Raw genomic sequence first — 15268 nt, forward strand, 5'->3', positions numbered from 1 at the left:
TTTTGAACCCAGACCCAGCCAACATTCTCTTCTGGTTATAACCGTTGGTTTGGCCTGGGCATTAAATGTTCTTAAGCTGAATCAGCTACACCTTTTAAGTATTGGTATAATTTATCTCTAATATTTATAGGATATAACGATGAAACACCTGGAAAATCCCCGCCCGCTGGGCATGCGCACACTGGCGGTTCATGCAGGTCAGCAACCTGATAAGCTAACTGGCGCTATCGCCACGCCGATCACGGCCACCTCGGCTTTTTCCTACGATGATTTCGACAGCGGCGCGCGGCGTTTTAGCGGCGAAGAACCGGGTTATTCCTACAGCCGTTTTGCCAACCCGACCGTCGCCGTTGTCGAGCAAAAGATGGCAGCACTGGAAGGCGGAGAAAGCGCCGTGGCCTGTGCCAGCGGCATGGCGGCCATCAGCGCCGTGCTGTTTGCACTGCTCTCTCCGGGCGATGAGATTATTCATGTCGGCACGCTGTACGGCGGTACCGAAGGTGTGATCCGCAATTTACTGCCACGTTACGGCATCAAACCGGTGTTTGTGGCAGACACGAAAGATCTGCAGGCCGCGCTGACACCGCAGACCAAAATGGTGTTTGTCGAAACCCCGGCTAACCCGGTGTTAGGCATTGCAGATATCGCCGAAGTCGCTCGCATTGCGAAGCAGGTCGGTGCAGTCAGCGTGGTAGACAACACCTTCGCCACGCCTTATCTGACTCGCCCGCTGGATCTGGGCATTGATATTTCTCTGCATTCTGCCACCAAATACATCAGCGGCCACGGTGATGCGACCGGCGGCGTGATAGTCGGTAGTAAAACGTTGATTGACCCGATCCGCACCCTGAGCCTGAAACAGTTTGGCGGTTGCTTAAGTCCGTTCGAAGCAGCGCTGCTGACCCGTGGCCTGAAAACCCTGCCACTGCGTGTTGAAGCCAGTTCGCTCAGCGCCGCGCATATTGCACAAGTGCTGGACGCACATCCCGCAGTATCGCAGGTGTTTTATCCGGGGCTGAAAAGCCATCCGGGCCATGAGACTGCCGCACGCCAGATGAAACTGTTCGGCGGCATTATGGCAATTGAACTGCGCGGTGGCCGCGACGCGGCGCGGACGTTCCTGGATAAACTGACCATCATCACGCAGGCGGTATCTGTAGGCGACACCGACTCGCTGGCCTGCCATCCGGCGACCACCACGCACAGCGCAGTCTCAGCCGAAGTGCGCCGTCAAAGCGGGATCACCGACGGTCTGGTGCGTATCAGCATCGGTATTGAAGACGTGGAAGATCTGGTGGACGATATTCAACAGGCGCTGGAAGGGCTTTAATGGCGTTTGAATTAGCGTGCAAAGTCACACTCCCCGCACCCTAATGTGTAATTATTCTGGCGATATTCGCGCAATATCCGCCAGAATAATTGCGATCTGCGTTCCATCACTCCTGCCTGAACACCTCACAGGGTTTCATCAGATCCCGATCCCTCTCACACCCGCGTTAATTTTTTCTTCGCAGATGGCTGCATAGCCTTCGTAAATTCCCCGCCTTTTTAATGACTGACGTTATAATCGACTTCCCACACGCTGGCAGATAAGGTATTGCCCTAAAATGACGGCAACAAATCAATCCATTAGGGAAACCGCTTAACGCTATGGTACGTATTCTTAGCCTGAACAACCCCCGCCTGGCCCTGGCCTTTGTCGATTACATGGCGACACAGGGGATAAAACTACGGGTCATAAAAGAGAGTCAGGAAGTGCAGCTGTGGCTGGACGATGAGGCCCGCTTGCCTGAAGTAGAGCAGCAGGCGGTGCTGTTTTTGGAAGATCCGCTGCACCCGCGCTATCAGGCGGCAAGTTGGCAAACTGGCAGTACTGACGCCAATCTGAGTTATCAGCACTACTCTTACTGGCAGCGCATACGCAGCCAGGCCGGGCCGCTGACCATGGGTATGATGTTCCTGTGTATCGCGGTCTATATTCTGCAACAAATTTACGGTGATGAAAGCATCATGCGCGTGCTGGCCTGGCCGATGGACAGCAGCCAATACGCCGAAATCTGGCGCTGGTTCTCTCCCGCCTTGCTGCACTTCTCGCTGTTGCATATTCTGTTTAACTTATTGTGGTGGTGGTATCTGGGTGGCCCGGTGGAAAAACGTCTCGGCACCGGCAAACTGTTTACTCTCACCATTGTGTCAGCATTGATCAGCGGCTGGGGACAGTCATTATTCAGCGGTATCTGGTTCGGCGGTTTATCCGGCGTGGTATATGCGCTAATGGGCTATGTCTGGCTGACCGGCGAGTTAAAACCTGAACGCGGTATTTCTCTGCCTCGCGGACTCATGGTATTTTCGATTGCCTGGCTGGTGCTGGGTTATTTCAACGTGATGGGGCTTGCCATTGCTAATGCCGCCCACGTTTTCGGTTTGGTACTCGGCCTGCTCATGGCCTTTGTTGATACCCGAACGTCACATAAAAAACAGAATTAGGGGATTTCGGTGAAACAAACACAACGCCATGACGCCATCATTGACCTGGTACGCCAACAGGGGTATGTCAGCACAGAAGAGTTGGTGGAACATTTCGCCGTCAGCCCGCAAACTATTCGTCGTGATCTGAATGATTTGGCCGAACAGAACAAAATTCATCGTCACCACGGCGGCGCAGCGCTGCCATCAAGCTCGGTGAATGCGGCATATAATGACCGTAAAGTGATGTGGTCGGAAGCGAAAGCACGTATCGCTGAACGCGTCGCCAGCCAGATCCCCGACGGGTCGACGCTGTTTATCGACATCGGCACCACGCCGGAAGCCGTGGCGCACGCGCTGCTCAATCATAAAGATCTGCGCATCGTCACCAACAACCTGAACGTCGCTACGCTGCTGAGCGCCAAAGACGATTTTCGTCTGTTCCTCGCCGGCGGCGAAGTCCGCGCCCGCGATGGCGGCATCATGGGTGAGGCAACGCTCGATTTCATCTCTCAGTTCCGCCTCGATTACGGTATTCTCGGCATCAGCGGCATTGATATGGACGGCTCGCTGCTCGAATTCGATTATCACGAAGCGCGCACCAAACGCGCGATTATCGAAAACTCCCGCTGCGTGATGCTGGTAACCGACCACTCCAAATTTGGCCGTAACGCAATGGTTAACCTCGGAAAAATGGATCTGATCCACTATCTGTTTACCGACAAACAGCCGCCTGACAGCGTCAAGCAGATCATCGACAAGTATGACGTCCAGCTCGAACTCTGCTGATTTATCTGCCTTTTTGGAGCGCCGCGCTGACGCTCCTGCTTTTCCCTCACCAAAACGCCCCGTCCTAAACGAACAATTTTGGAAAACCCCGCACGTAGTCGCGTTCGGTTTCGTTTCCTTCTTGCCGATTTGCTCGAAATCGACACAAAAATGTTACCTTCGTCACGCATAATTGTTTTTATTTGGTTAACGCTTGGCTTGTTTGACGATTGTCGATTACAATCGTGAGCGAAAACGAACATTAAAGAGCTATTTCGAACATCTGGAGGAAGATGACGTGGAAACCAAAGACTTGATCGTAATCGGTGGCGGTATTAATGGTACCGGCATCGCTGCGGATGCGGCTGGCCGTGGGCTGTCCGTTCTGCTGCTGGAAGCGCAAGACTTGGCGTGCGCGACTTCCTCAGCCAGTTCAAAACTGATTCACGGTGGCTTGCGCTACCTCGAACACTACGAATTCCGCCTGGTCAGTGAAGCGCTGGCTGAACGCGAAGTCCTGCTGCGCCTGGCACCACATATCGCATTCCCAATGCGTTTCCGTCTGCCACATCAACCGCACCTGCGCCCGGCCTGGATGATCCGCATCGGCCTGTTTATGTATGACCATCTGGGTAAACGCACCAGCCTGCCTTCCAGTAAAGGGCTAAAATTTGGTCCGGACTCCGTGTTGAAACCTGAGCTGACCAAAGGTTTCGAATATTCCGACTGCTGGGTAGATGACGCGCGTTTAGTGGTGCTCAACGCTCAGGAAGTGGAAAAGCGCGGCGGCGAAGTGCGTACCCGCACCCGCGTGAAGCGTGCATGGCGCGAAGAAGGGATGTGGATGGTAGAAGCCGAAGATATTGATTCTGGCAAAACCTTCACCTGGCGCGCCAAAGGTCTGGTGAACGCCACCGGCCCGTGGGTCAAACAATTCTTCGACGACGGCCTGAAGCTAAAATCCCCTTACGGCATTCGTCTGATCAAAGGTAGCCATATTGTGGTACCGCGCGCCCACCATCAGCCGCAGTCCTATATTCTGCAAAACGAAGACCACCGTATTGTGTTTGTGATCCCATGGTTGGATGAATTCTCCATCATAGGCACCACCGACGTGGAATATAACGGCGATCCAAAAGATGTGAAGATTGATGAGAAAGAGACCCGCTATCTGCTGAAGGTGTATAACGATCACTTTAAGAAGCAGCTGACCACGGAGGATATCGTCTGGAGTTACTCCGGCGTGCGTCCGCTGTGTGATGATGAGTCTGATTCTCCGCAGGCGGTCACCCGCGATTATACCCTGGATGTTCATGACCAGAATGGTCAGGCCCCGCTGCTGTCAGTGTTTGGCGGCAAACTGACGACCTACCGTAAGCTGGCCGAACATGCCCTGGAAAAACTGACTAAGTACTATCCGAAAGCGGGGCCGGCCTGGACTAAAAACGCCGTGCTGCCGGGCGGGAAACTGGGGGGTGATCGCGATACTTACGCGGCCAATCTGCGCAACCGCTTCAAATGGCTGCCTGAGGCGCTGGCTCGTCGCTATACCCACACGTACGGCAGCCAGACCGAGTTGTTTATCGCTGATGCCACCAGCCTGGAGTCGCTGGGCGAAGATTTCGGTCACGGGTTCTATGAAGCCGAACTGCGTTATCTGGTAGAAAAAGAGTGGGTTATCGAATTGGACGACGCTATCTGGCGTCGCACCAAGCTCGGCATGTGGCTGGACAAAGCTCAGCAACAGCGCGTGACTGAATGGCTGGCCGCTCACAAGCAGCAGAAGAAAACGCTGTCGCTGGCGTCTTGATTTATCACCCACACTATACCCTATAGCTTTCAAGGTGCAGGAAGACGGCAAGCAAGAGACAAACCGGTCAGGACCGGTGTTGAACAGCGCTAGCGCTGGTCCGCAGGATGAGTCTCTGTTTCAGAGACTCATAATCCCGATGAGCTTACTCAAGTAAGTGATTCGGGTGAACGAGAGCAGCCAACACACCTGCAATTTGAAAGATGACGTGTATAAAACAACAAAGGCATCCAACCGGATGCCTTTGTCATATCTACGTTTCGGTTACAACTTGATCGGCTTAATATTCCAAATCTCGTCAGCGTACTCCTGAATGGTACGGTCAGATGAGAAATATCCCATGTTGGCGATATTATGCAGAGTGCGCCGGGTCCACTCTTCCGGATGTTTGTAGAGTTCGTCCACTTTATCCTGAGTATCGACATAACTGCGGTAATCCGCCAGCACCTGGTAGTGGTCACCGAGGTTAACCAGCGTGTCGAACATATTACTGTAGCGCTTAGGCTCGCCGGGGCTGAAAACGCCGGTGGCGATCTGAGTCAGCACCTGATGTAGCTCAGCATCCTGCTCATAATAAGTACGTGGGTTATAGCCGTCACGGCGTAACTGCTCCACTTGCGGCGTAGTATTGCCAAAAATGAAGATGTTTTCCTCACCAACGTGTTCGAGCATTTCGACGTTGGCGCCGTCCAGCGTACCAATAGTCAGCGCGCCATTAAGAGCGAACTTCATATTACTGGTGCCCGAAGCTTCAGTTCCGGCCAGTGAAATCTGTTCGGAGAGATCGGCGGCCGGGATGATCATCTGTGCCAGACTGACGCTATAGTTTGGAATAAACACCACTTTGAGTTTATCGCGTACGCGCGGATCTTCGTTGATAACGGCAGCAACATCGTTGATCAGGCGAATAATCTGCTTGGCCGCGTAATAGGCCGAGGCGGCTTTACCTGCGAAAATCACCGTACGCGGCACCCAGCCAGCTTCTGGGTCTTCAATAATGCGGTTGTAGCGAGTGATCACATGCAGCACGTTCATCAGTTGGCGTTTGTACTCGTGGATTCGCTTGATCTGCACGTCAAACAGACTTTTAGGATCCACTACCACATCCAGTTTCTGCGCGATATAAATCGCCAGACGCTTTTTGTTCTCAAACTTTGCCTTGCGCAGCGCCTCGAGGAAACTCGGGTAGTCGATATTCTGTTTCAACTCACCCAGTTGGCTCAGGTCAGTACGCCAGTGATGACCAATGGCCTCATCCAGCACCTTCGACAGCGGTTTGTTCGCCAGACCCAGCCAGCGACGCGGCGTCACGCCGTTAGTTTTGTTGCAGAAACGGTCCGGATAGACTGTGGCAAAATCAGCAAACAGCGATTGCACCATGAGTTCGGAATGCAGTGCCGACACGCCATTGACTTTATGGCTGGCAATCACCGCCAGCCATGCCATGCGCACCTTACGGCCATGCTCTTCATCGATAATCGATACGCGTGACAAAATGCCACTGTCGCCGGGCACTTTCACCTCAACCTCTTTGAGGAAGTGATCGTTAATCTGGAAGATGATCTCCAGATGGCGCGGCAAGATCTTGCCGATCATATCCACCGGCCAGGTCTCCAACGCTTCGCTCATCAACGTATGGTTGGTGTAGGAGAAGACTTTACTGACCGTCTCCCAGGCGTTATCCCAGCTGAATTTATGCTCGTCGATCAGTAACCGCATTAGCTCAGGAATAGAAAGCACCGGATGGGTATCGTTGAGGTGAATGGCAATCTTATCGGCCAGATTTTCATAGGTATGGTGGGTGACATAATGGCGGGTAAGAATATCCTGCACGGTGGCAGAAACCAGGAAATACTCCTGACGCAGCCGCAGCTCGCGGCCCGAGTAAGTCGAGTCATCCGGATAAAGCACCCGCGAGACGTTCTCCGAATGGTTTTTATCTTCTACCGCCGCAAAATAGTCACCCTGATTGAATTTGCCGAGGTTAATTTCGTTACTGGCCTGTGCGCCCCATAACCGCAGCGTGTTGGTGGCATCAGTATCAAAACCGGGGATGATCTGATCATAGGCACAGGCGATAACTTCTTCAGTTTCCAGCCAGCGGGTTTTGGCTCCTTCGTGTTGCAGACGCCCACCGAAACGCACTTTATAGCGGGTGTTATGCCGCTGGAACTCCCACGGGTTGCCATATTCCAGCCAGTAATCCGGCGCTTCCATCTGCTGACCGTTAACAATGCTTTGCGAGAACATGCCGTATTCGTAACGGATACCGTAACCACGCCCTGGCAGCGCCAGCGTAGCCAGCGAGTCGAGGAAACAGGCCGCCAGACGCCCCAGCCCGCCGTTGCCGAGGCCTGGATCGTTCTCTTCGCCGATCAGCTCCTCAAGGTCAAAGCCCATCTCATCAAGTGCCTGTTTGATGTCATCGTAAATGCCCATCGACAGCAGCGAGTTCGACAGCGTGCGTCCAATCAGAAACTCCATGGATAAATAGTAAACCTGCCGCACATCTTGCGAGGTTTGCGCCCGGTTGGAGCGTAACCAGCGTTCCACCATACGGTCACGCACGGCAAACAGCGTGGCGTTTAGCCAGTCATGCTGAGTAGCAATCGAGGGATCTTTCCCGACGATAAACATCAGCTTGTAGGCAATCGAGTGTTTCAGCGCTTCAACACTGACGGTCGGCGAAGTGTAGTTAAACGGTGAAGTCATAGCGTTGAGTTCCCAATCAAGTAATGTCGCTTCTCAATCTTCATGACAGCAAGCGTTGATAAAGTGACAGATAGGCCTGAGCCGCTACCTGCCAACCGAAGTCGATACCCATGGCGTGATGCTGAACGTGGCGCCAATGTTTTGGCCTGCTCCACAGCACAAACGCCCGGCGGATGGCGCTGCCCAAAGACGTGCCGTTCGCCTCTTCGAAAACAAATCCGCTGGCGGTACCGTCGGACAGATTTTCCAGCGCGCAGTCCACCACCGTATCCGCCAGCCCGCCGGTGCGGCGCACCAGTGGCAAAGTGCCGTATTTCAAACCATAAAGCTGTGTCAGGCCGCAGGGCTCGAAGCGGCTTGGCACCATGATGACGTCAGCACCGCCGATAATGCGGTGCGAGAATGACTCGTGATAGCCAAGCTGCACCCCCACCTGACCTGGGTTATCTGCGGCAGCGGCCAGAAACGCTTGTTGCAATACCGCGTCACCTGCACCGAGCAGCGCCAGCTGGCCGCCACGCTCAAGCAAGTCCGGCAGCGCTTCCAGCACCAGATCCAGCCCTTTCTGATTGGTCAGGCGGCTCACTACGGCGAACACCAACCGCGAGTCATCGACGTCCAGTCCCATTGCACGTTGCAAATAGGCTTTGTTGATCATCTTAGAACGCAGGTCATCAGCATCATAGCGAGCCGACAGCAATACGTCATCACGCGGCTGCCAGATGGCATCATCCACGCCGTTAAGAATGCCCGACAGTCGGCCTTCCTGCTCACGTTCGAGCAGCAAAGATTCCATGCCATAACCGAACTCAGGGCGCGTGATCTCTTTGGCATAGGTTGGACTGACGGTGGTGATGTGGTCCGAATAGAACAACCCGGCTTTCAGATACGATATCTGACCGTAGAATTCCAGGCCGTGCATCTGGAAAAACTCGAACGGGATCTGCAAGTGCTGCAAATGGTAGCCGTCGAACAACCCCTGAAATGCCAGGTTATGCACGGTGAACACGGTTTTGACCGGAATATGCCGCGAGCGCACATAAGCCGACGTCAGCCCCGCGTGCCAATCGTGCGAGTGAAGAATATCGGGTTTCCACATTCCGTCGAAACCATTGGCCAGTTCAGCTGCCATCCAACTCAGCAGGGCGAAACGCAAATGATTATCGGGATAAGCGTAAGCAGACTGATCGTGATACGGACTGCCGGGACGGTCATACAGTCCCGGCACATCTATGATGTAGATACCCACGCCCTGAAACACGCCGTAGCGTAGCGTCACATGTCCGGCAAAGGTATCAAGGTGGCCCACGATCTGCGTCTCTCCGATGCCCCGTTTAATATCGGGGAAGGCCGGGATCAGCACGCGTACGTCTGTCCCCCCCGCTATTTGAGCGGCGGGAAGCGCACCCGCGACGTCAGCAAGTCCCCCGGTTTTTAATAGGGGAAACAGCTCTGAACAAACATGTAAAACCTGCATTCGCGCTCCTGAATTATCATCACCACCACGGGGTTATTACCGGGGAGATGAGCAAACATTATCGGGGCAGACGTCAACAAACTCCCTGTTGCACCATCCCGGATCTCTGGAACTAATACGTTTTTACAATTTCGCCAGCATGGTGCGGGTGACTAAAACAACGCCGCCCTCTGAGCGATAAAAACGTCTACTGTCTTCATCTGCGTTTTCGCCAATCACCATGCCTTCGGGAATATGACAGGCACGGTCGATAACACAGTTACGTAAGCGACATGAACGGCCAACGTTGACGTCCGGCAGCAGTATGGTCGAATCAATATTGCAAAATGAGTTCACCCTCACGCGAGGGAATAGCACGGCGTTTACCACCACCGAACCCGAAACGATGCAGCCACCGGCAACCAAAGAGTTCATGGTCATGCCGTGGCTACCGGAGCGATCCTGCACAAACTTGGCCGGAGGCAGCGGTTCCATGTGGGTGCGGATCGGCCACGAACGATCGTACATATCCAGTTCAGGCGTCACAGATGCCAGATCCAGATTGGCCTTCCAGTACGCATCGAGCGTCCCGACATCACGCCAATACGGCGGTAACTCAGTGTTTTGCGTCACGCAAGACATGCTGAAAGGATGCGCCCAGGCTACGCCCTCTGCGGTAATTTTCGGCAAAAGATCCTTGCCGAAATCGTGGCTGGACCCCTCCTTGGACATATCCTCTTCAAGCAGGCGGAACAGGTAATCAGCATTAAAAATGTAGACCCCCATACTCGCCAGCGCCATATCTGGCTGTCCGGGAATGCAAGGCGGGTTCTGCGGTTTCTCCAGGAAGCCGTTGATTTGATAATTTTCCCCGACATCCATGACGCCAAATTCACTGGCTTCCGCCAGCGGCACGGCCAGACAAGCGACGGTGCATTCACCGCCCTTTTGCACGTGATCCACCAGCATGCGCGAGTAATCCATCTTGTAGATGTGATCCCCGGCGAGGATCACCACGTACTCAGCCTCATAGCGACGGATGATATCCAAATTCTGATAAACGGCATCGGCGGTACCTTTGTACCAATGCTCGGTACTGTGGCGCTGCTGAGCGGGCAGTAAATCCACAAACTCATTCATCTCTTCATTAAAAAATGACCAGCCACGCTGAATATGTTGAACCAACGTATGTGACTGATATTGAGTAATAACGCCGATGCGACGAATGCCTGAATTGAGACAATTCGACAGCGCGAAATCGATGATGCGGAACTTCCCTCCAAAATGAACCGCAGGCTTGGCGCGGGTAGCGGTTAAATCCTTAAGACGTGAGCCCCGCCCCCCGGCCAGGATCAGCGCGACGGACTTCAGGGGTAACTGCCTTGCCAGCATTACCGGATCTCTGTTCTCTGTTGTGCTCATGGCTGACTCCTTGCATAACTGTGCTGATTTTCCTGCCTGCGTGCTGTTTTGTTATTCATGGCAATGGAGCACGCAGAGGGTTTTTGCTGCGGCACGCCAGGTAGAACCGTCCCTGGCACACTGAGGTTCCTCTCCAAACAGAACCGAATTAAACGGGGCAACAGGCTGCCAGCGTCCCTCAGGTAATTGCATATCGACATCACCGAGCGAGGCATTCAGCACCAGTAACCAGCTGCCTGACAGGCGGATTTGCAGCCACTGCTGCGGCCCGTGCTCCCAGGCTGCGGCCTCCATCGGTTGACCCTGAGCATCTAACCACTCGACGTCATTCCCTTGGCTGCGCCACCACTTATCCTGCGTCAGTGCAGGGATGTTTTTACGCAACGCCACCAGGGCAGCCACATAAGCCGTCAGGCTATCGTCAGCATTTTTCCAGTCGAGCCAGGTCAGAGCATTATCCTGACAGTAGGCATTATTGTTGCCCTGTTGGCTGTTGCCATGTTCGTCACCGGCCAATAACATCGGCGTTCCCTGGGACAATAATAACGTCGCCAGCAGCGCACGCTGGCTGAGACGTCGCTGACGCAGCACCGATTCAGAGGCATTCAGTCCCTCTTCACCATGGTTTTGACTGTAGTTTTCATTGTGCCCGTCGTGGTTCTCTTCACCGTTGGCCTGATTGTGTTTGTCGTTGAAACTGACCACATCACGCAGGGTAAAACCGTCGTGCGCGGTAAGCATATTGATGCTGGCGTGAGGGCCGCGATCATGGTGGTCGAAGAGATCGGCTGAGGCGGCAAAGCGCCTGGCAAACTGCCCGAGCGGCACATCGCCGTGCAACCAGAATTTACGCATATCATCGCGCCACACATCGCTCCACTCAGCGAACGGCGGCGGGAAGTTGCTGAGCTGATAACCACCCTGACCAATGTCCCAGGGTTCAGCAATCAGCTTGACGCCCGACAAAAGGCTGTCAGCCCGAATAGCAGCGAAAAGTGGTGAATCTGGATTGAACGTCGGCGTTCTGCCGAGTATGGTAGCAAGATCAAAACGGAAGCCGTCAACGTGACATTCACGCACCCAGTAACGCAGGCAGTCGAGCGTCCAGGCAACCGTTTCATCGTCCACCAACCGCAGCGCATTGCCGCAACCAGTGACGTTGTCGTCGCTGCCGTCTTCGCGCAGCCAGTACCAGCTGGGATTATCCAGGCCGCGAAACGAGATGAAAGGCCCGTCGACATCCAGCTCAGCGCTGTGGTTGAACACCACATCGAGAATCACTTCAATCCCAGCCTGATGTAGCCCTTTCACCGCCGCTTTAAACTCATTAAGCGCTGAAACCCCTTTCTGGCTACTGGCATAGCTTGGCTCAACCGCGCAAGGCGCCAGCACGTTATAGCCCCAGTAATTGCTCAATCCAAGGCGTTGCAGGCGCGGTTCGTCAGCGTGATGTTGCACCGGCAGTAACTCGATTGCCGTGACACCCAAATGCTGCAAGTGTTCCAGCATGACCGGATGCGCCAGCCCGGCATAAGTACCGCGCAGCGCCGCTGGAATGTGCGGATGTTGACGCGTCAGCCCGCGTACATGGGCTTCATAGATGATCGTCTCACCCCACGGCGTGGCGGGTGGCGCATCATCGCCCCAATCAAACGTGTCATCGACCACCACCGACTTCGGCGCGGCCACCGCGCTGTCTTTTTCGTCAGGCGCCTCAATGCCACCACTAAGCCTGGCGTTGTCGCGTAGTTGGCCCTCCAGCGCGCGAGCACTGGGATCGATTAGCAATTTTTTAGGGTTAAAACGCAGCCCGTTTTTCGGCTCAAAAGGCCCGTAGACCCGATAACCATAGTGCTGACCCGCTTTAGCTCCGGGCAGAAAACCGTGCCAAAAATTACCGGTGCGGCCCGGAAGCGTCAGACGCTGCTCGCTGCCGGATGCATCAAACAGACACAGTTCGATTTTTTCTGCATGGGCTGAAAACAGACAAAAGTTGACGCCGTCTGCCTGTAATTGCGCGCCATAGGGTGCTGGTTGGCCAGGTTCGAGTTTTTTCATCGCTCCTCCCGCCGCAGATACACGGTCGCCAGGGGTGGAATGGTCAGGCTGATGGAGTGCTCACGCTGGTGATGGCCAGTTGGCTGGCTGTAAACGTCGCCACTGTTGCCGATATTGCCACCGCGATAGAAGTGCGAATCCGTATTGAGGATTTCGTGGTAACGCCCTGGGCGCGCTACGCCAATGCGATAGTCGTAACGTGGCACCGGCGTGAAGTTGCTGACCACGATGATTTCGTCGCCGTTGTCGTCACGGCGTGCGAAGGCAAACACCGAATTTTCGTGATCATCGACCACCAGCCATTCAAAGCCACGCGGGTTAAAATCCAATTCGTAAAGCGGCGTTTGCTGGCGGTAAACATGATTGAGATCCCGAACCAGATGCTGAACGCCACTGTGCCAGCCGTTCTGGTCATCCAGCAGGTGCCAGTCGAGGCTGTTGTTGAAATCCCATTCGCGGCCTTGCGCAAATTCACACCCCATAAACAGCAGCTTTTTGCCCGGATGCGCCCACATAAAACCGTAATAGGCACGCAGGTTGGCAAATTTCTGCCAGACGTCGCCAGGCATTCTGTCGAGCAGTGAGCCTTTACCGTGCACCACTTCATCGTGGGAAAGCGGCAGCATGAAGTTCTCGCTGTAGGCGTAAAGCACGCCGAAGGTCATGAGATTGTGGTGATATTTGCGATGAACAGGATCAAGTTGCATGTAATTGAGTGAGTCATGCATCCAGCCCAAATTCCATTTGTAATGGAACCCCAGCCCGTTTGCATCCGGCGGCATCGTGACGCCCGGATAGTCAGTGGACTCTTCGGCCAGCGTCACGGCGCCGTCGAGTTCACGGCCAATGGTTTGATTGGTGTAGCGTAGAAAAGAGATGGCTTCCAGGTTTTCACGGCCACCGTAATAGTTGGGGATCCACTCGCCTGCCTTGCGGCTGTAATCGCGGTAAATCATCGAAGCCACGGCGTCGACCCGCAGGCCGTCAATACCGTAGCGTTCAATCCAATAGAAACCATTGCCAGCCAGATAGTTACGCACTTCGTGGCGGCCATAGTTGTAAATCAACGTGTTCCAGTCCTGATGGTAGCCTTCACGAGGGTCGGCGTACTCATAGAGCGCGGTGCCATCGAACTGCGCCAGGCCGTGGGCGTCGCTCGGGAAATGGCCTGGCACCCAATCGAGTATCACATTCAGACCCGCATCGTGGGCGGCGTCAACGAAAGCCTTGAACTCCTGCGGCGTCCCATAACGCCGCGTCGGCGCGTACATGCCGAGTGGCTGGTAACCCCAGCTGCCGTCAAACGGATGTTCGTTGATTGGCATCAGTTCGATGTGGGTGAAGCCCATCCATTTGGCATAGGAAACCAGTTGCTCAGCCAATTCACCGTAGCTTAACCAGAAATTGTCATCAGTATGGCGGCGCCAGGAGCCCAGATGTACTTCATAAACCGATACAGGCTGGTTCAGCGCGTTGGCTTTTTTACGCTCTGCGGAAAAGGGAACTTTCTCTGGCAGGTGGCTCACCAGCGAGGCCGTTTCCGGGCGCATTTGCGCTTCAAACGCATAGGGGTCTGCGCGCAACGAGACATTGCCATCACAGTCGATCACTTCATATTTGTAGAGTTGGCCTTCGAGCACTGCCGGGATAAATAGCTCCCAGATGCCATTTTCTCGACGCTGACGCATCGGGTGGCGTCGGCCATCCCAAAAGTTGAATTCGCCGACCACAGAAATACGCGTCGCATTCGGCGCCCAGAGAGCAAAACTCACCCCTTCAACGTTGTCCAGCACCTGCAGATGAGCGCCGAGTTTCTCGTAAGGCCGCAAATGGGTACCTTCGGCCAGCAACCAGATATCCAGCTCTTGCAGAAGCGTCCCGAAGCGGTAGGGATCATCAATCAGCTGGGTATTTTCGCCCCAACGAACTTCAAGGCGGTAGCGGAAGGGATTTTTTCGCCGGGGTATTATCCCGATAAAGAAGCCGCGATCGTCATGGCGTCGCAATTCAGTCACTTTTGTGTCTTTATCGGCATCAATCACCCAGACCTGATCGGCATCCGGTAAGAGTGCACGCACCTCGATACCCGCAGGCACAGAATGCATTCCCAATAGCGAAAACGGATCAGCATAATGGCCGGAAATAAGTTGGTTAATAACGTGCTGATCGGGATGTACTGACATGCATTTCGTCCTATGATTAATTAAATCAATAAGTCCAATAAAATCATTCAGATGGTCAATGGTAACTCTCTGTTCAGTCTGAACCTGAAGTGGTGCTCATCTTGTGACGAGAGTGCCATTTTTTTTTGCTTAAACATGCCTGTCAGCGCTCACGCTCACAGTTTCTAAATAAGTGCGGGTTTGTGCTTCTCAAAAACGCTTTGACCCTCTAATAAGCATAGACAAAGGTCAAAAAAAACGAGGCCAAAAAGCGAGGATTTTTTTATAAAATCAAATTCAGCCAAAAGCGCTGGCGAAGAGATTCAAACCGGGTGAAGTGATTGATGGATGAAGCAAAAACGGGACACCGTGCTGGTGTCCCGCTCAAATAGTAACCACCTGAAAAGGCCGTTT

9 protein-coding genes are annotated in these 15268 nt (G+C 54.0%); 4 read left to right on the forward strand and 5 right to left on the reverse strand.

Annotation, left to right across the window (positions count from 1 at the left end):
- Nucleotides 1–139 precede the first annotated feature (139 nt).
- From ACMV8I_RS16055 to glpD, 4 genes are all read left to right on the forward strand, one after another.
- Entirely contained in the window at nucleotides 140–1330 is a 1191-nt protein-coding gene (locus ACMV8I_RS16055; RefSeq protein ID WP_498866210.1) for a trans-sulfuration enzyme family protein, read from the forward strand.
- Between the two features lie 320 nt (nucleotides 1331–1650).
- On the forward strand, nucleotides 1651–2487 hold the full coding sequence (gene glpG / locus ACMV8I_RS16060; protein ID WP_498866211.1) for a rhomboid family intramembrane serine protease GlpG: 837 nt from the start codon (nucleotides 1651–1653) through the stop codon (nucleotides 2485–2487).
- 9 nt (nucleotides 2488–2496) lie between these two features.
- On the forward strand, nucleotides 2497–3255 hold the full coding sequence (locus ACMV8I_RS16065) for a DeoR/GlpR family transcriptional regulator (RefSeq protein WP_498866212.1): 759 nt from the start codon (nucleotides 2497–2499) through the stop codon (nucleotides 3253–3255).
- A gap of 277 nt (nucleotides 3256–3532) precedes the next feature.
- On the forward strand, nucleotides 3533–5044 hold the full coding sequence (glpD, locus tag ACMV8I_RS16070; protein ID WP_498866213.1) for a glycerol-3-phosphate dehydrogenase: 1512 nt from the start codon (nucleotides 3533–3535) through the stop codon (nucleotides 5042–5044).
- Between the two features lie 264 nt (nucleotides 5045–5308).
- Here glpD and glgP read toward each other — a convergent pair whose 3' ends face one another.
- The 5 genes from glgP to glgB all read right to left on the reverse strand — a co-directional run bounded on the left by glgP (nucleotide 5309) and on the right by glgB (nucleotide 14875).
- Complete coding sequence (gene glgP, locus ACMV8I_RS16075; protein WP_498866214.1) at nucleotides 5309–7756, reverse strand: glycogen phosphorylase; 2448 nt, start codon at nucleotides 7754–7756, stop codon at nucleotides 5309–5311.
- 40 nt (nucleotides 7757–7796) lie between these two features.
- The gene (gene glgA / locus ACMV8I_RS16080) at nucleotides 7797–9233 is read right to left on the reverse strand and encodes a glycogen synthase GlgA (protein ID WP_498866215.1); all 1437 of its coding nucleotides are present in this window, start codon (nucleotides 9231–9233) and stop codon (nucleotides 7797–7799) included.
- 123 nt (nucleotides 9234–9356) lie between these two features.
- Nucleotides 9357–10634: a glucose-1-phosphate adenylyltransferase gene (glgC, locus tag ACMV8I_RS16085; RefSeq protein ID WP_498866216.1), complete on the reverse strand. Its 1278-nt coding sequence runs from the start codon at nucleotides 10632–10634 to the stop codon at nucleotides 9357–9359.
- A gap of 51 nt (nucleotides 10635–10685) precedes the next feature.
- Nucleotides 10686–12692 carry a glycogen debranching protein GlgX gene (gene glgX, locus ACMV8I_RS16090; RefSeq protein ID WP_498866217.1) on the reverse strand — a complete coding sequence of 669 codons (2007 nt, stop codon included), beginning with the start codon at nucleotides 12690–12692 and terminating at the stop codon, nucleotides 10686–10688.
- Nucleotides 12689–14875 carry a 1,4-alpha-glucan branching protein GlgB gene (gene glgB / locus ACMV8I_RS16095; RefSeq protein WP_498866218.1) on the reverse strand — a complete coding sequence of 729 codons (2187 nt, stop codon included), beginning with the start codon at nucleotides 14873–14875 and terminating at the stop codon, nucleotides 12689–12691. Before glgB ends, glgX begins: the two co-directional genes overlap by 4 nt.
- Nucleotides 14876–15268 lie beyond the last annotated feature (393 nt).

Source organism: Ewingella sp. S1.OA.A_B6, from assembly GCF_049889095.1.
Taxonomy (GTDB): domain Bacteria; phylum Pseudomonadota; class Gammaproteobacteria; order Enterobacterales; family Enterobacteriaceae; genus Ewingella.